The organism is Burkholderia sp. Nafp2/4-1b (assembly GCF_003635165.1).
Taxonomy (GTDB): domain Bacteria; phylum Pseudomonadota; class Gammaproteobacteria; order Burkholderiales; family Burkholderiaceae; genus Burkholderia.
In genome coordinates, this window is sequence record NZ_ML058600.1 from 115,413 (window position 1) to 132,452 (window position 17,040).

Sequence of the window (17,040 nt, forward strand, 5' to 3'; positions counted from 1 at the left end):
TCAAACGCCCGATTCGAACGCCCACTTCGAACACCCGACTCAAACACCCGACTCAAACACCCGGCTCAAACGACCGTTTCGTCCGTCCCGAACACGCGCTCCCACAGCGCCGTCACGGCCGCCCGCTCATCGGCTACCAGCGCGGGATCGACCCGCGCCTTTTCCATCCCGTCGAGCCGCAGCTTGTGCTGGAGCTTCCGGTACTTTCGGTACGCGGCGCCGACGCGCTCGGCTTCGTCCTCGCCCATCAGCCCGAAGCGCGCGACCTCGCGCAGCAGCGCGATGTTGCCGGTATTGCGGATCAGCTCGGCGTCGCTCGACGCATGCAGCAGCACCCAGTACTGGACGATGAACTCGATGTCGACCATCCCGCCGCGATCGTGCTTGAGGTCGAACAGCTCGGTGTGGTTCGGATGGCCGGCGAATACCTTGCCGCGCATGTCGACGATTTCCTTCGCGAGCACCGCGCCGTCGCGCGGGGTCGTCAGCACCTGCTGACGGATCGCCTCGAAGTCCGCGCCGATCTGCGTGTCGCCCGCGCTGTAGCGGGCGCGCGTGAGCGCCTGGTGCTCCCACACCCACGCGGTGTTCGCCGCGTCGCCCTCGCGCAGCTGGTAGCGGCGGAACGCGTCGAGATCGGTCACGAGCAGCCCGGCCTCGCCGTTCGGACGCAGCCGCAGGTCGATGTCGAACAGTGCGCCCGCGCCCGTCGCGGTCGTGAGCCACGTGATCAGCCGGCGCGTGAACGTGGTGTAGACGTCCGCCGAGCGCTCGTCGGGGTCGTCGTACAGGAAGATCAGGTCGAGATCCGATGCGTAGCCGAGCTCCTTGCCGCCGAGCTTGCCGTACGCGATCACCGCGAACTTCGGCACGTCGCGGTGACGCTTCGCGAGTTGCGACCAGACGACTTCGATCGTCACGTCGAGCACCGCGTCGGCGAGCTCGGACAGGCGGTCGCTCACATGCTCGACCGACAGCTGGCCCGCAAGGTCGATCAGCAGGATCCGGAACACCTCCGCGTGCTGCGCATGCCGCAGCAGGTCCATCTGCTGCTCGGGGCCGTCGGCGGCCGCGAGGCGCGCACGCAGCGCACCCTTGAACGCGGGCCAGTCGAACGGGCTCGCGATCGCTTCGTCGTCGAGCAGCTCGTCGAGCAGCTGCGGATGGCGGATCAGGTAGCCGCCGCCCCAGCGCGTCGCGCCGAGCACCGACAGCACGCGATCGAGCGCGGCCGGGTACTCGGTCAGCAGCGCCAGATAGACGCCGCGCCGGCTGACCGTCTCGAGCAAGTCGAACAGGCGCACGATCGTGTCGTCGCGGCGCGCGGCATCGATGCGCGGCGCGGCCTCGAGCGCGCGCTGCGCGACGCTGTCGAAACGCTGCCGGCTTTTTTCCGGCAGGCCCGCGTAGCGCGACGACTGCCAGATCGCGCGCAGCCGCGCGAGCACGGCCGCCGGATCGGCGAAACCGAGGCCGTCGAGGCGCGCGAGCAGCGCGTCGTCTTCGCCGTCGTCGGCGAGCGCGCCGCTCCAGATCCACGCGGCGGCCGGGTCTTCGCCCGCCGCGCACGGGCCGCCGTTCACCTTGTCGGCAAAAATCTGGTCGAACTGCGCCTCGACGAACGTGCGATAGCCATCGAGCACCGTCATCAGCGCCGCGTAATCAGCGAAGCCGAGCGACGCGGCCAGTGCCGCGCGTTCGCCAGGATCGACCGGCATCGCGTGCGTCTGCGCGTCGTCGCGGTACTGCAGCCGGTGCTCGAGCGTGCGCAGGAAGTTGTACGCGTCGGTCAGCCGCTCGCGCACGTCCTCGCCGATCAGCCCGCGCGCCTGCGCATGGCGCAGCACCGCGAGCGTCGGCCGCACGCGGAATTCCGCATCCTGGCCGCCGCGGATCAGCTGGAACACCTGCGCGCTGAATTCGATCTCGCGGATCCCGCCGCGCCCGAGCTTGATGTCGTCGGCCTTGTCGGGCCGCATCGACGCGCGGCGTGCGGCTTCCTGGCGAATCTGCTGGTGCAGCGAACGAATCGCGCCGATCACGCCGAAGTCGAGATAGCGGCGGTATACGAACGGCTTCACGATCGCTTCGAGCTGCGATGCGAGCCGCCGCGCGGCGTCGCTGTCGCCTTCGGACACGAGCCGCCCCTTGATCCACGCATAGCGCTCCCACTCGCGGCCCTGTACGTAGAAATATTCCTCGAGCATCCCGAGGCTGCAGACGAGCGGCCCCGAATCGCCGTTCGGGCGCAGCCGCATGTCGACGCGGAACACGTAGCCGTCCGCCGTGACCTCGGACAGCACGCCGATCAGGCGCCGGCCGAGCCGCGTGAAGTATTCTTGGGTGGACAGCGGCGAGCGCGTGCCGCCGGCCGTCTCGCCGTCGTCCTCATAGACGAAGATCAGGTCGATGTCGGACGACACGTTCAGCTCGCGGCCGCCGAGCTTGCCCATCCCGACCACGCCGAGCACGACGCGCTGGCCGTCGGCGCCGCGCGGCTCGCCATACATCGCCTCGAGCTCGGCCGACAGCAGCGCAAGCGAGCGCTGCACGGCCACTTCGGCGAGATCGGTCATCGCGCCCGTCACCTCGGCGACGCCTGCGACGCCGCGCAAGTCGCGCTCGGCCACCGCGCCGAACACCTCGACCCGCAGTTGCCGCAGCGCGCGCTTGAGCTGCTCGTCGCCCGCCAGAGCCGTGCCGGCCCGCGGCGCGAGCAGTTCGGTGAGGCGCGCGTCGAGCTGTGCGCGGGACAGCGGCGCGGCGGCCCACGCGGCGATCTGGTCGGACAGCGCGGGACGCGCGGCGGCCGCGCGGGCGAGGTAGCGGGAGTAGGACAGGCTGAGCAGGGCGGAAGCGTCGGTCATCGAAAAGCGGGCCTGGCGGTAAGGCCCGCCGGCGCGGGACAACGCTTGGCGCGCCCCGCTGCCGACAGGCCCCTTGGACTCGGCGCGGCAACGCGCGACGCAGGTGCGCCGCCGCGACAACCGCGCGCCGGAAAGCCCGTGCCGAGCACGCCGCAACGGCCGCCGGCACGAACCCGTGTGATACATTTCAACGTCAGTCTGCAAAACTACCATATCGCCGCCCTTCCGCCGCATGTCCGACCGTCAGGAATCCGCCGTAGCTGAGCCCGAAGCGGGACCTCCGAAGCACGATCATCCGGTCCTGCGTCGCGTGTTCAGGGTGACGCTGGCAGTCGGGATCGGCACGTACTTCGTCGCGTCCGGCGTGTTCCTCGGGATGCGCTACGTGCTGTTGCCGCGCATCGACGAATACCGCCCGCGCATCGAGCGCGCGGTGTCCGACAAGCTCCACGCGCAGCTTTCGATCGGCAAGCTGTCTCCCCACTGGTCCGGCATGCAGCCGGGCGTCGAAGTCGCCAACCTCACCATTCGCGGCCGTGACGGCCGGATCGCGCTGTCGGTCCCGCACGCGACGGCCGCGCTGTCGTGGATGTCGCTGCTGCGGCTGTCGCCCGCGCTGTCGAGCCTGATCGTCGACCGCCCCGACCTCGTCGTCGCGCGCGCGGCCGACGGCTCGCTGAGCGTCGCGGGCGTCGGCGTCGCGACCACGCACGGCGGCAACGACACGTTCAGCACCTGGCTGCTGAAACAGGAAGCGATCGTGCTGCGCAACGGCACGCTGCGCTGGCGCGATGCGCAGCACGACGCGCCGGAACTCGCGCTGTCGGGCATCCGCCTCGCGGTGCTCAACCACGGCCACGAGCACAAGGCCGCGCTGCAGGCGCCCGCGAACGGCACGCTGCTGCTCGGCCCGCTCGATTTCCGTGCACGCTTCAAACACAAGGCGCTCGCGCCGATCGGCAAGCCGACCAACTGGACCGGCGACGCGTACCTGTCGACCGGCCCGGTCGACCTGCAGACGCTCGGCCGCTATCTCGACCTGCCGCTCACGGTCCATGCGGGCCGGATCGACAACGCGATCTGGGCGACCTTCCAGGATGGCCACCTGCGCTCCGCCGGCGGCGACCTGCAGGGTGCCGACGTCGTGCTGCGGGTGCGGCCGACCCAGCCGCGCCTCGACGTGCCGACGGTCGGCTTCGGCTGGGACATGGCGCTGAACACCGGCCGCGACTACACGCTGCACCTGACGCGCTTCAACGCGGAGCTCGGCCAGCCGCCGCTGCCGGACGGCACACCGCTCGCCCGCTCGCTCGCGCTGTCGACGCTCACCGCCCGCTACCGCGTGCCGGCCGCCGACCAGGGTCAATTGGTGAGCGTGGTCGGCGACCGCGTCGATCTCGGCATCCTCAGCGAGTTCATCCGTGGGCTGCCGCTGCCGGCGCGGCTGCGCAACGAACTGATCAAGCTCGATCCGCGCGGGATGGTGTCGAACTACCACATCGAGGTCGAACGCGCGAAGCCGGCGCGGCCCGACCTCGCCGACGAAGAGCGCCGCATGGGCGCCGCGCCGATCGTCCGTTACCGCTTCACCGGCGATCTGCAAGGCATCAGCGTCGCCGCGCAGGAACCGCCGCCGGGGCTGTCGCCGCGCGGTCATCCGCGCGCCGGCTGGCCGGGCGTCGAGAATTTGTGGGGCCGCATCGACGCGAACGAAACCGGCGGCAGCGCGCACTTCGACACGGTCAATGCGGCCGTCACGGTGCCGGGCGAATTCGACGAGCCGCGCCTGACCTTCGACCGGCTGCGCGGCAACGCGAAATGGGTGATCACGCCGGCGCCGGGCGACAAGCACGCGCGCGTCGACGTGACGTTGCCCGACCTGTTCGTCGCGAACCCCGATGCCGAGATCGCGGTATCGGGCTCGTACTCGAATCCGGGCCACGGCCGCGGCTCGCTCGACCTGCGCGCGGATTTCGCGCGCGCGTCGGTGGCGCGCATTCCGCGCTACCTGCCGACCGGGATGTCCGAGCACCTGCGCGACTATCTCGGCCACGCGCTGCAGGACGGCCAGGTGACCAAGGGCGCGTCGATCGTCGCGCGCGGCCCGCTCGAGAAATTCCCGTTCGAACACGAGCCGGACGCCGGCGTGTTCCATATCGTCGCGCCGTTCACCGGCGGGCGCTTCGAGCCGACGCCGTACCCGCCGCGCAAACTCGCGAACGGCACGCCGAGCGTGTGGCCGGCGCTCGACGGGATCGACGGCGTGTTCGAGCTCGCGCAGAACAAGCTGCACTTCGACATCGCGCGCGCGCACTACAAGCGCGTCGCGCTGACGAAGGTCACGGGCCGGATCGACGATCTCGGCAACCCGTCGAATTCGCCGCTGATCATCGACGGCCATGCGCAAGGCCCGCTCGCCGACCTGATCGACTACGCGGACAACAGCTCGCTCGGCACGATGAGCGGGCACATCGGCCAGCGGATCGATGCGCAGGGGCCGGCGGCGCTCGCGCTCAAGATCACGATTCCGCAGCACGTGCCGCACCCGCATACGCACGTCGAAGGCGCGCTCGCGTTCGGCGGCAACACGCTGTCGACCGACGGCGTGCCGCCGCTGTCCGCGCTGCGCGGCAGCGTGCGCTTCACCGAGGCCGGCGCGTCGCTGCACGAGCTGTCGGGACGCTTCCTCGGCGGCCCGGTGCGCGCGAACGGCAATTTCCAGTCGCACGGCCCGTACGCGGTGGACGTCGACGGCAAGCTCGCGCTCGACGCCGCACGCGGCCTGAACCTGCGCGGCACGGCCGCGGCGCTGCTCGAGCACGTGGTCGGCGACGCGCCGTACCGGCTCGCGGTGCGCGGCGCGCCGGGCCGGCTGCCGGAAGTCACTGCGCAGTCCGACCTGACGGGCGTCGCGCTGAACTTCCCGGCACCGTTCGCGAAACCGGCCGGCACGCCGATGCCGTTCCGCTTCACGCTGCAGCCGGCCGCGCAGACCGACGGCAAGCGGCTCGAACATGCCGACCTGACGCTCGGCCCCGTATCGGCGACCTACCTGCTCGATGCGACGCGCGGCCAGCCGCTGCGCGCGGTGCGCGGCGCGATGGGCATCCACCGGATGCCCGACCTGCCGCAGGACGGCGTGAGCGCGGCGGTCGACGTCGACGAACTGGACGCCGATGCATGGCTCGCGCTGGCCCGCACGCTGCAGCACGACACGCCGCGCGCAGCGGAAGCGCCGGCCGCGCCGCGCGTCGACGTCGGGAGCTTCACGCCGAAGCGCTTCGCGCTCCACTTCGGCACGCTGAAGCTGCTTAAGCGCAACTGGGAAAACGTGATCATCGGCGCGTCGCACGTCGACGAGCTGTGGCAGGCGAACATCGCGTCGAATCAGGTGTCGGGCTACCTGTCGTGGGCGCCGGGCGGCGGCCACAACGGCGCGGGCGTGCTGAACGCGCGGCTCGCGAAGCTCGTGATTCCGCAAAGCGCGCAGCACGACCTCGTCGGCCGCGCGATGAACCTGCCGACGCCGACCGATCGGCCGATGCCGTCGGTCGACCTGATCGTCGACCAGGTCGTCGCGCGCGATCACGACATCGGCCGCCTCGTCGTCAATGCGCGCAACATCGAGGAAGACGGCGCGCCGGTGTGGCAGCTCGACAAGCTCGAGCTCGCGAACCCGGCCGCGAAGCTGACGGCGACCGGCAACTGGCGCACGTCGCGCCGCGCACTGGCCCGCGGTGTCGACGAGAACGACGCGCCGCGCCGCAGCGTGTTCGACTTCACGCTCGACATCGGCAACGCGGGCGCGCTGCTCGACCGCGTCGGCCTGCCGCGCACGCTCGCGGGCGGCCACGGCACCGTGACCGGCAAGGTCGGCTGGCGCGGCGGCCCGACCGCGGTCGATCTCCCGTCGCTCGGCGGCCAGGTCGCGCTCGATCTGGAGCACGGCCAGATCCTGAAGGTCGATCCGGGCGCCGCGAAACTGCTCGGCGTGCTGAGCCTGCAGAGCCTCGCGCGCTTCCTGACGCTGAATTTCCGCGACGTGGTCGGCAAGGGGCTGCCGTTCGACAAGATCACCGGCACCAGCCGGATCTCGAACGGGATCGCGCGCACCGACGACTTCTCGATGAAGACCGCACCCGCAAACGTGACGGTGCGCGGCGCGGTCGACCTCGGCGCCGAGACGCAGGACCTGCACGCGCACGTCGCGCCGAAGATCGGCGCCGGCACCGCGGCGATCGCGGCCGCGATCATCAATCCGCTGCTCGGCGTCGGCGTGCTGGCCGCGAACTACGCGCTGTCGGAAACGCTATCGCACGCGTTCGCGCTCGACTACACGATCACCGGCTCGTGGGCGCACCCGCACATCGAGCGGGTGCGGGGCGATCAGGGTAAGATGAATCACGCTCCGGCCGACGCGGCGAGCCATTGATGCGCAACGTGCCGGGCCGCACCCCACTTATGACGCAACCGATTCTGCGATGACCGATCACACCCGTTCCGCCACGCCCTTTCGGGTCGCCGCGCTGCAGATGGTGAGCACGCCGGACGTCGCGCGCAATCTCGCCGAAGCCGGCCGCCTGATTGCGGAAGCGGCCGGCGACGGCGCCCAGCTGGTGCTGCTGCCCGAGTATTTCTGCTTCATGGGCCAGCGCGACACCGACAAGCTCGCGCTCGCCGAACCCTATCGCGACGGTCCGATCCAGCGCTTTCTCGCGGAAGCCGCGCGGCGTCACGGCGTCTGGGTGATCGGCGGCACGCTGCCGCTGAAGGCGCCGGAACCCGATCGCGTGCTGAACACGACGCTCGTGTTCGACCCGAACGGCAATGAGGCGGCCCGCTACGACAAGATCCACCTGTTCAACTTCGAGAAAGGCGACGAATCGTTCGACGAGGCGCGCACGATCCGCGCGGGCGACACGGTCGTCACGTTCGACGCGCCGTTCGGGCGGGTCGGCCTGTCGGTCTGTTACGATCTGCGCTTCCCGGAGCTGTACCGCAGGATGGGCGACTGCGCGCTGATCGTCGTGCCGTCGGCGTTTACGTACACGACGGGCCGCGCGCACTGGGAAATGCTGGTTCGCGCGCGCGCCGTGGAGAACCAGTGCTACGTGCTCGCGGCCGCGCAGGGCGGCAAGCACGAGAACGGCCGGCGCACGTGGGGCCACAGCATGCTGGTCGACCCGTGGGGCGAGATCGTCGCGGTCCGCGACGAAGGCGCGAGCGTCGTGACCGGCGCACTCGATCCGCAGCGCATCGCCGACGTGCGCCAGAGCCTGCCCGCGTGGCGGCATCGCGTACTGACCTGAACCGCCGAGCCGCCGCGGCGCTTGAAACGCCGTCCGGCCAATCCATCTGCCCAGAACGCACCCGACAACTTTTTGAGAACCCTCGATACCCGCATGAACATCATCGAACCCGGCATCCGCAATCTTGCGCTGGCGAAGGACATCCTCCTCACGCCGTACGGCCTCGACGAGAGCCTGCTCACGCGCACGATCGCCGACATCTTCACGCATCGCGTCGACTACGCGGACCTGTACTTCCAGGCGACCCGCAGCGAAGCGTGGAGCCTCGAGGAAGGCATCGTGAAGTCGGGCAGCTTCAGCATCGACCAGGGCGTCGGCGTGCGCGCGGTCGCGGGCGACCGCACCGCGTTCGCGTACTCGGACGACCTGTCGCCGGAAGCGATCGCGCAGGCGGCGGCCGCCACGAAGGCGATTGCAGCTGCCGGCGGCGGCCGCCAGAAGATCAAGGCCGCGAAGTCGCTGACGGGCATCTCGGGCCGCGACCTGTACCTGCCGTCCGATCCACTCGCGTCGCTCGACGCAACCGCCAAGGTCAAGCTGCTCGAGCGCATCGAGCAGATGGCACGCGGCCGCGACCCGCGCGTCACGCAGGTGATGGCCGGCCTCGCCGGCGAATATGACGTCGTGCTGGTCGCGCGCAGCGACGGCGCGCTCGCGGCCGACATCCGCCCGCTCGTGCGCGTGTCGGTCACGGTGATCGCCGAACAGAACGGCCGCCGCGAAATCGGCTCCGGCGGCGGCGGCGGCCGCTTCGACTACGGCTATTTCACCGACGAAATCCTGTCGCGCTACGTCGACGACGCGGTGCACGCGGCGCTGGTCAACCTCGACGCACGCCCCGCGCCGGCCGGCGCGATGACGGTCGTGCTCGGGCCCGGCTGGCCGGGCGTGCTGCTGCACGAGGCGATCGGCCACGGCCTCGAGGGCGACTTCAACCGCAAGGGTTCGTCGGCGTTCGCCGGCCGGATCGGCGAGCAGGTCGCCGCGAAGGGCGTGACGGTGGTCGACGACGGCACGCTGCCGAATCGCCGCGGTTCGCTGAACATCGACGACGAAGGCAACCCGACGCAGTGCACGACGCTGATCGAGGACGGCATCCTGAAGGGCTACATCCAGGACACGCTGAACGCGCGCCTGATGAAGATGCCCGTTACCGGCAACGCGCGGCGCGAATCGTACGCGGCGCTGCCGATGCCGCGCATGACCAACACCTACATGCTCAACGGCGACAAGGATCCGCAGGAAATCATCGCGTCGGTGAAGAACGGCCTGTACGCGGTGAACTTCGGCGGCGGCCAGGTCGACATCACCAACGGCAAGTTCGTGTTCTCGGCGTCCGAGGCGTACATGATCGAGAACGGCAAGATCACCTACCCGGTGAAGGGCGCCACGCTGATCGGCAGCGGCCCGGAATCGCTGAAGTACGTGAGCATGATCGGCAACGACATGTCGCTCGACTCGGGCGTCGGCGTATGCGGGAAGGAAGGCCAGAGCGTGCCGGTCGGCGTCGGCCAGCCGACCCTGCGGATCGACAAGATGACGGTCGGTGGTACGGCATAACCGCATCCGCGCGCAGACAATCCGCGCTTTTTGCTGAAAACGCGCGGATTGTCCGCATTTTTGAACGTCCCCGGTTGCCAGCCGCGCGGGGACGGGGTATAAATTCCGAATCAACTTTTTTGACGAACCGAATCTCCGTCATGTCCGCCAAGTTTTATTTTTACTTTTTTTGGCATCTCAGACCGCTGGCGGATCGAGAGGGTTGATGGCGCGTGAAGCGCAACCGAAATTCCCGAAAAAACCGCCGGCGAACCCGGCGGTTTTTTTTCGCCCTTCGCCACCCGGTCGCCGCCGCAGCGGGTTCCGCGGCCCCGACCGACACCACCGAATCGCTTGAATTGATGAATCTGCCGCACGCGCACTGACCGAACGGCGCCCCGGAAAATTAGGAGAAACAGCATGCCCCCGCACAATACCGACGACGTCCGCATTCGCGAACTCAAGGAACTGACGCCGCCCGCCCACCTGATCCGCGAATTCGCGTGCTCCGAAGCCGCGTCCGAGCTGATCTACAACTCGCGCCAGTCGATGCACCGCATCCTGCACGGGATGGACGACCGGCTGATCGTCGTGATCGGGCCGTGCTCGATCCACGATACGAAGGCGGCGATCGAGTACGCGGGCCGGCTCGTGAAGGAGCGCGAGCGCTTCAAGGGCGAGCTGGAAGTCGTGATGCGCGTGTATTTCGAGAAGCCGCGCACGACGGTCGGCTGGAAGGGGCTCATCAACGATCCGCACCTGGACAACAGCTTCAAGATCAACGAAGGGCTGCGCACCGCGCGCGAACTGCTGCTGCAGATCAACGAAATGGGGCTGCCGGCCGCGACCGAATACCTCGACATGATCAGCCCGCAGTACATCGCCGACCTGATCTCGTGGGGCGCGATCGGCGCGCGCACGACCGAGTCGCAGGTGCACCGCGAACTGGCGTCGGGGCTGTCGTGCCCGGTCGGCTTCAAGAACGGCACCGACGGCAACGTGAAGATCGCGGTCGACGCAATCAAGGCCGCATCGCAGCCGCACCATTTCCTGTCGGTGACCAAGGGCGGCCACTCGGCGATCGTGTCGACGGCCGGCAACGAGGACTGCCACGTGATCCTGCGCGGCGGCAAGGCGCCGAACTACGACGCGGACAGCGTGAACGCCGCGTGCGCGGACATCGGCAAGGCCGGCCTCGCCGCGCGCCTGATGATCGACGCGAGCCACGCGAACAGCTCGAAGAAGCACGAGAACCAGATCCCGGTGTGCGCGGACATCGGCCGCCAGGTCGCGGCCGGCGACGAGCGCATCGTGGGCGTGATGATCGAGTCGCACCTCGTCGAGGGGCGCCAGGACCTGAAGGACGGCTGCCCGCTGACCTACGGCCAGAGCATCACCGACGCGTGCATCGCGTGGGACGACAGCGTGAAGGTGCTCGAAGGCCTCGCGGAATCGGTGAAGGCACGCCGCGTCGCGCGCGGCAGCGGGAACTGAAGGACGTCAACACGCGGACCGTATGGCCCCGCTTGGCGGCGCATTGGCCATGCGGCCAGCCTGCGGCCGGCGTGTCGCTCTGCTAGACTAGCTAACATCATCTAGCTAACCAGAGGATCGACCATGCCGACCGTCAATATGCACGATGCCAAGTCGCGGCTTTCAAGCCTCGTCGAAGCGCTTGAATTGGGGCGGGAATCCGAAGTCGTGATCGCCCGCAATGGTCATCCGGTCGCGCGGATCGTTCCTTACGCCGCGCCGAAGCGGATCGGCGCAGCCCGTCAGTTGCTTGCCGGATTGAACATCCCCATAAGCGTCGAGGCATTCAATGCCGGCGATGAATCGATCGCCGCGGACTTCGATGCCAGCTCGGACCAAGGGCTTGCACCGTGAAGCTGCTGCTCGATACGCACATCGCGCTCTGGGCGGCTGAAGGCGCGCCGCAACTTTCGGCAATCGCGGCCGCGTTGATCGAACATCCGGAAAACACGCTGTACGTCAGCGCCGCGTCGATTTGGGAAATCGCGATCAAGTATCGCAAGGGCAATCTCCCCGTTCATCCGCGCGATGCGCGCTCGGCGTTCCGGCTCGCGGGTTTCGCGGAGTTGCCGATCAGCAGCGATCACGCCGAGGCAGTCGCTGCGCTGCCGGATTTCCCCGATCATGCCGATCCATTCGACCGCGTGATGGTCGCGCAAGCGCTGCATGAAGGCATGCCGCTCGTCAGTGCCGATCCGAAGGTGTGGCGCTACCACGCAACGCTGATGTTGCGCGCCTGAAGTCGCCCGCACGGCACTGCAAGTAAAAAGCCCGGCTCGCGCCGGGCTTCGTCATTGCATCGTTGCGTTGGCCGAAACCGGCCGCCAGATCCTCACTCGAGCGCGCCCGAACCGAAGATCTCGGTGTTCACGCGCTCCGGCGCGACGCCGAGGGCGACCAGCGCATCGCGTTGCGCCTTCATGAACGCGACGGGGCCGCAGATGTAGTAGTCGGCATCCGGCACCAGCGCGTATTGCTTCACGCGCTCCGGGCTCAGGCGGCCTTCGAGGTCGTGATCGACACCGGCACGGTCGTTCGGGCCGACCACTTCGTACAGCACCGTGCGCTTCACGTTCGCGTGCTCGCGCGCCGCGTCGTTCAGCCAGTCGCGGAACGCGTGCACCGCCCCCGAACGGCATGCGTGGACGAAGCGCACTTCGCGCTTGCTGCCTTCGGCGATCAACGTCGATGCCATCGACATCATCGGCGTGATGCCGACGCCGCCCGAGATCAGCACGACCGGCGTATCGGCAGCGCGCTTCAGCGAAAAGTCGCCCATCGGCGCCGTGACCTCGACGATCGCGCCCTCTTCCACGCCGTCGTGCATCAGCGTCGACACCTTGCCGGCCGGGATCGCTTCGGCCTTGCCGGCTTCGCGCTTCACCGAGATGCGCAGCCACTTGCCGTGCGGAGCGTCCGACAGGCTGTACTGGCGCGGCTGGTCGACGCCCAGGTCGCCAACGAAACGCTTCACCGAGATGTACTGGCCCGGTTCGAACTTCGGCGCGTCGCCGCCATCGGCGGGGGTCAGGTAGAACGACGTGATCTCGTCGCTTTCACGCACCTTGCGGGCGACCTTGAACGGGCGGAAGCCGCTCCATGCCGCATTCGCGTACAGGTCGGCCTCGGCGCCGATCATGATCTGCGCGAGCTGGCCATAGGCGACACGCCACGCTTCGAGCGTTTCGGCATCGACCGCGTCGCCGAGCACCTCGACGATCGACGCGAGCAGGTTCTCGCCGACGATCGGGTAATGCTCCGGACGGATGTTGAGGCTCGCGTGCTTGTGCGAGATGCGCGACACCGCGCCGCCGAGCGCGCCGAGGTTGTCGATGTTCGCCGCGTACGCGTAGACGGCCTTCGCGAGCGTTTCGGGCTGGCTGCCGGTCTTCTGGTGCGTCTGGTTGAACAGGTTCTTCAGTTCCGGATGACGCGCGAACATCCGCTGGTAGAAGTGCTTCGTGATCGTCGCGCCGTGCTCGGCGAGGACGGGGGCGGTGGCCTTCACACGGGCCATCTGGTCAGCGGTGATGTGGGTCATGTTCGTTCTCCGTTAAACATGCGCATACGATACATCTTTAAAATTCAAGCGCCCCCCAGGCAAATTGTCGCAGCGCGGAAAAGCGAGACCGGCGTCAGCGAACGCGCCCGCGCTCCCACAGCACGTCCGCGCCGCCATCCGCGCGGTTCAGCACGCGCGCCAGCACGAACAGCAGATCCGACAGCCGGTTCACGTAACGCCGCGGCGCATCATTGAGCGTGTCGGTGCGGCCCAGCGCGACGATCGCGCGCTCCGCGCGGCGGCACACCGTGCGGCACACGTGCGCGAGCGACGCCGCGCGCGAGCCAGCCGGCAGGATGAACTCCTTCAGCGGCGGCAGCGTTGCGTTGTAATCGGCGAGCCACTGGTCGAGGCGCGCGAGGTGCGTGTCGTCGATCACCGTATGGCCGGGAATGCACAGCTCGCCGCCCAGATCGAACAGGTCGTGCTGGATCGTGACGAGCGCGGTGCGCACGTCGTCCGGCAGCGGCTCGGCGAGCAGCACGCCGAGGGTCGAGTTCAGTTCGTCGACGTCGCCGATCGCGGCGATCCGCGCGTCGTCCTTGCCGACGCGCCGGCCGTCGCCGAGGCCGGTGGTGCCGTCGTCGCCGGTGCGCGTGGCGATCTTGCTCAAGCGGTTGCCCATGCGAATGTCCTCTCGTGCGCGGCCGCGATGCGACCCGGTTGCGTTGGAACGCGATTATCGCAGCCCGCGGCGGGCGCCGCAGCAGGCGTTGCAGCGTAGAATGAGCCGACAGATCGACAAGCAGCCGTCAGGAGACATTCGTGAATCACCCCGACACGCCGGCCGCCACGCGCCGCCCCCTCCCCCCGGCCATGCTCGATGCGCTGCGCGCCGCCTTCGGCGAGCGCGTGTCGACGGCCGACGCCGTCCGCGCCCATCACGGCCGCGACGAATCGCCGTTCGATCCGCAGCTGCCCGACGTGGTCGTGTTCGCGCACAATGCCGACGAAATCCGCGAAGTCGTGTCGCTGTGCGCGCTCTACAGCGTACCGCTGATCCCGTATGGCGCCGGCTCGTCGCTCGAAGGCCACCTGCTCGCGGTGCGCGGCGGCGTGTCGCTCGACCTGTCGGAAATGAACCGCGTGCTGTCGATCAACGCGGAAGACCTGACCGTCACGGTCGAACCGGGCATCACCCGCAAGGCGCTCAACGAAGCGCTGCGCGACACCGGCCTGTTCTTCCCGATCGATCCGGGCGCCGACGCGAGCATCGGCGGGATGACCGCGACCCGCGCGTCGGGCACCAACGCCGTGCGCTACGGCACGATGCGCGAGAACGTGCTCGGCCTGACGGCCGTGCTCGCCGACGGCCGCGTCGTGAAAACCGGCTCGCGTGCGCGCAAGTCGTCGGCCGGCTACGACCTGACGCGCCTGTTCGTCGGCTCCGAAGGCACGCTCGGCGTGATCACCGAGATCACGCTGCGGCTGCATCCACTGCCCGAAGCGGTGTCGGCCGCGATCTGCACGTTCCCGTCGATGGGCGACGCGGTGCGCACCGTGATCGAGACGATCCAGATCGGCGTGCCGATCGCGCGGGTCGAATTCGTCGACGCCCTCGCCGTGCGCTCGATCAACCGCCACTCGAACCTGACGCTCGCCGAGGCGCCGACGCTGTTCTTCGAATTCCACGGCACCGAAGCCGGCGTGAAGGAACAGGCCGAGCTCGTACAGACGCTCGCGGGCCAGAACAACGGCCAGGGTTTCGAATGGGCGACCCGCCCTGAGGATCGCACGCGGCTCTGGGCCGCGCGCCACAACGCGTATTTCGCGATGCTGCAGCTGAAGCCCGGCTGCCGCGCGGTGACGACCGACGTATGCGTGCCGATCTCGCAGCTCGCCGCGTGCGTCGAGGAGACCGAAGTCGACCTGCGCGCGTCGTCGCTGCCCTGCCCGATCGTCGGCCACGTCGGCGACGGCAATTTCCACGTCGCGATCCTGATCGATCCCGACAAGCCCGAGGAACTCGACGAAGCCGAGCGCATCAACGACCGGATCGTCGAGCGCGCGCTGCGCCTGGGCGGCACCTGCACCGGCGAACATGGCGTCGGGCTGCACAAGATGCGCTTCCTGCCGAAAGAGCACGGCGACAATGCGATCGACGCGATGCGCGCGATCAAGCTCGCGCTCGATCCGCGCAACCTGATGAATCCCGGCAAGATCTTCACGTGCTGACCCGGCGGCGCGATGACGCGCCGCACGCAGGAGACCGAATGAACGCTTCCGTCGAACTGTCGAGCGCGACGCGCGCTCAGCGCCAGCGCGAAGTCGTGCAGGCGCTGATGGCCGTGCTGCCGACCCATTGCCTGCTGTTCCGCGACGAAGACACCGCGCCGTACGAATGCGACGGCCTGTCCGCGTACCGCCGGCTGCCGCTCGCGGTCGCGCTGCCCGAAACCGAATCGCAGGTGCAGCGGGTCGTGCAGATCTGCCGCCGCATGGAAGTGCCGATCGTGCCGCGCGGCGCCGGCACGAGCCTGTCCGGCGGCGCGCTGCCGATCACGAACGGCGTCGTGCTGTCGCTCGCGCGCTTCACGCGCATCGTCGAGGTCGATTCGTACGCCCGCACGGCCACCGTGCAGCCCGGCGTGCGCAACCTCGCGATCTCGGAAGCCGCCGCGCCTTACGGGCTCTACTACGCACCCGATCCGTCGTCGCAGATCGCGTGCACGATCGGCGGCAACGTCGCGGAAAATTCCGGCGGCGTCCACTGCCTGAAATACGGGCTGACCGTGCACAACGTGATGCGCGTGCGCGCCGTCACGATCGACGGCGAAATCGTCGAGTTCGGCTCGCTCGGCCTCGACACGCCAGGCCTCGACCTGCTCGCGGTGATGATCGGCAGCGAAGGGATGTTCGCGATCGTCACCGAGGTGACGGTCAGGCTGATCCCGAAACCGCAGACCGCGCAGCTCGTGATGGCGAGCTTCGACGACGTCGTGAAGGGCGGCGAGGCGGTGGCCGCGATCATCGCGTCGGGCATCATCCCGGCCGGACTCGAGATGATGGACAAGCCGGCCACGCAGGCCGTCGAGGCGTTCACGCACGCTGGCTACGACCTCGATGCGAAGGCGATCCTGCTGTGCGAATCGGACGGCACGCCGGAAGAAGTCGCGGAAGAAATCGTCCGGATGACGGCCGTGCTGCGCGAGCACGGCGCGACGCGCATCCAGGTGTCGCGCAACGAAAGCGAGCGGCTGCGCTTCTGGTCGGGCCGCAAGAATGCGTTTCCGGCCGCCGGGCGCATTTCCGCCGACTACTACTGCATGGACGGCACCGTGCCGCGCCGCGCGATCGGCCCGCTGCTCGCGCGCATCGAGCAGCTCGAGACGCGCTACGGGTTGCGCTGCATCAATGTGTTCCATGCCGGTGACGGCAACATGCATCCGTTGATCCTCTACAACGCGAACGATCCGGACGAGCTGCACCGCGCCGAGCAGTTCGGCGCGGAAATCCTCGAATGCTGCGTGGAATTCGGCGGCAGCGTGACGGGCGAGCACGGCGTCGGCATCGAAAAGCTCAATTCGATGTGCGTACAGTTCTCGCCGCAGGAGCGCGACGCGTTCTTCGCGGTCAAGCGCGCATTCGATCCGGCCGGGCTGCTCAATCCCGACAAGGGCATCCCGACCCGCGCGCGCTGCGCGGAATACGGCCGCCAGCACGTGCGCGGGGGGCTGCTGCCGCACCCCGACCTGCCGCGCTTCTGAGCGGCGCGCGGCGCGCGGGCCGT

At 68.8% G+C, this 17,040-nt stretch carries 12 protein-coding genes; 8 read left to right on the forward strand and 4 right to left on the reverse strand.

Going from position 1 to position 17,040, the window contains the following annotated elements; translation table 11 throughout:
* Positions 1-65 precede the first annotated feature (65 nt).
* Positions 66-2,867: a bifunctional [glutamate--ammonia ligase]-adenylyl-L-tyrosine phosphorylase/[glutamate--ammonia-ligase] adenylyltransferase gene (gene glnE, locus C7H84_RS08455; RefSeq protein ID WP_121858392.1), complete on the reverse strand. Its 2,802-nt coding sequence runs from the start codon at positions 2,865-2,867 to the stop codon at positions 66-68.
* A gap of 232 nt (positions 2,868-3,099) precedes the next feature.
* Between glnE and C7H84_RS08460 the strand changes: the two genes are divergently transcribed.
* From C7H84_RS08460 to tldD, 3 genes are all read left to right on the forward strand, one after another.
* A complete protein-coding gene (locus C7H84_RS08460; RefSeq protein ID WP_121858393.1) occupies positions 3,100-7,299 on the forward strand; it encodes a YhdP family protein in 4,200 nt (1,399 codons plus the stop codon).
* Positions 7,300-7,348: 49 nt separating this feature from the next.
* Complete coding sequence (locus C7H84_RS08465) at positions 7,349-8,176, forward strand: carbon-nitrogen hydrolase family protein (protein ID WP_121858394.1); 828 nt, start codon at positions 7,349-7,351, stop codon at positions 8,174-8,176.
* A 93-nt stretch (positions 8,177-8,269) separates the two neighbouring features.
* Positions 8,270-9,736 carry a metalloprotease TldD gene (tldD, locus tag C7H84_RS08470; RefSeq protein ID WP_121858395.1) on the forward strand — a complete coding sequence of 489 codons (1,467 nt, stop codon included), beginning with the start codon at positions 8,270-8,272 and terminating at the stop codon, positions 9,734-9,736.
* Between the two features lie 110 nt (positions 9,737-9,846).
* Here tldD and C7H84_RS08475 read toward each other — a convergent pair whose 3' ends face one another.
* Positions 9,847-10,137 (reverse strand): hypothetical protein, encoded by a 291-nt coding sequence (locus C7H84_RS08475; RefSeq protein ID WP_162999237.1) that lies wholly within the window; start codon positions 10,135-10,137, stop codon positions 9,847-9,849.
* Between C7H84_RS08475 and aroG the strand changes: the two genes are divergently transcribed.
* The 3 genes from aroG to C7H84_RS08490 all read left to right on the forward strand — a co-directional run bounded on the left by aroG (position 10,136) and on the right by C7H84_RS08490 (position 11,988).
* Positions 10,136-11,209 (forward strand): 3-deoxy-7-phosphoheptulonate synthase AroG, encoded by a 1,074-nt coding sequence (gene aroG / locus C7H84_RS08480; protein WP_121858396.1) that lies wholly within the window; start codon positions 10,136-10,138, stop codon positions 11,207-11,209. The two genes, C7H84_RS08475 and aroG, sit on opposite strands and share 2 nt — an antisense overlap.
* 123 nt (positions 11,210-11,332) lie before the next feature.
* The gene (locus tag C7H84_RS08485) at positions 11,333-11,602 is read left to right on the forward strand and encodes a type II toxin-antitoxin system Phd/YefM family antitoxin (RefSeq protein WP_121858397.1); all 270 of its coding nucleotides are present in this window, start codon (positions 11,333-11,335) and stop codon (positions 11,600-11,602) included.
* The gene (locus C7H84_RS08490) at positions 11,599-11,988 is read left to right on the forward strand and encodes a type II toxin-antitoxin system VapC family toxin (RefSeq protein ID WP_121858398.1); all 390 of its coding nucleotides are present in this window, start codon (positions 11,599-11,601) and stop codon (positions 11,986-11,988) included. The genes C7H84_RS08485 and C7H84_RS08490 overlap by 4 nt, the downstream gene beginning before the upstream one ends.
* A 92-nt stretch (positions 11,989-12,080) precedes the next feature.
* On the opposite strand, the gene hmpA is transcribed toward C7H84_RS08490, so the two are convergent.
* Positions 12,081-13,289: an NO-inducible flavohemoprotein gene (gene hmpA, locus C7H84_RS08495; RefSeq protein ID WP_121858399.1), complete on the reverse strand. Its 1,209-nt coding sequence runs from the start codon at positions 13,287-13,289 to the stop codon at positions 12,081-12,083.
* A 94-nt stretch (positions 13,290-13,383) separates the two neighbouring features.
* Complete coding sequence (locus C7H84_RS08500; protein WP_121858400.1) at positions 13,384-13,935, reverse strand: cob(I)yrinic acid a,c-diamide adenosyltransferase; 552 nt, start codon at positions 13,933-13,935, stop codon at positions 13,384-13,386.
* A gap of 140 nt (positions 13,936-14,075) precedes the next feature.
* Here C7H84_RS08500 and C7H84_RS08505 point away from each other — a divergent pair, with 140 nt between their 5' ends.
* Complete coding sequence (locus C7H84_RS08505; RefSeq protein WP_121858401.1) at positions 14,076-15,485, forward strand: FAD-linked oxidase C-terminal domain-containing protein; 1,410 nt, start codon at positions 14,076-14,078, stop codon at positions 15,483-15,485.
* Positions 15,486-15,523: 38 nt separating this feature from the next.
* Positions 15,524-17,017, forward strand: coding sequence for an FAD-linked oxidase C-terminal domain-containing protein (locus C7H84_RS08510; protein ID WP_121858402.1), 1,494 nt, complete (start codon positions 15,524-15,526; stop codon positions 17,015-17,017).
* The last annotated feature ends 23 nt before the right edge of the window (positions 17,018-17,040 follow it).

Coding starts and splice junctions, on each gene's coding strand:
- glnE (WP_121858392.1), bottom strand. CDS start 2,867: ATGACCGACGCTTCCGCCCTGCTCAGCCTGTCCTACTCCCGCTACCTC.
- C7H84_RS08460 (WP_121858393.1), top strand. CDS start 3,100: ATGTCCGACCGTCAGGAATCCGCCGTAGCTGAGCCCGAAGCGGGACCT.
- C7H84_RS08465 (WP_121858394.1), top strand. CDS start 7,349: ATGACCGATCACACCCGTTCCGCCACGCCCTTTCGGGTCGCCGCGCTG.
- tldD (WP_121858395.1), top strand. CDS start 8,270: ATGAACATCATCGAACCCGGCATCCGCAATCTTGCGCTGGCGAAGGAC.
- aroG (WP_121858396.1), top strand. CDS start 10,136: ATGCCCCCGCACAATACCGACGACGTCCGCATTCGCGAACTCAAGGAA.
- C7H84_RS08475 (WP_162999237.1), bottom strand. CDS start 10,137: ATGCTGTTTCTCCTAATTTTCCGGGGCGCCGTTCGGTCAGTGCGCGTG.
- C7H84_RS08485 (WP_121858397.1), top strand. CDS start 11,333: ATGCCGACCGTCAATATGCACGATGCCAAGTCGCGGCTTTCAAGCCTC.
- hmpA (WP_121858399.1), bottom strand. CDS start 13,289: ATGACCCACATCACCGCTGACCAGATGGCCCGTGTGAAGGCCACCGCC.
- C7H84_RS08500 (WP_121858400.1), bottom strand. CDS start 13,935: ATGGGCAACCGCTTGAGCAAGATCGCCACGCGCACCGGCGACGACGGC.
- C7H84_RS08510 (WP_121858402.1), top strand. CDS start 15,524: ATGAACGCTTCCGTCGAACTGTCGAGCGCGACGCGCGCTCAGCGCCAG.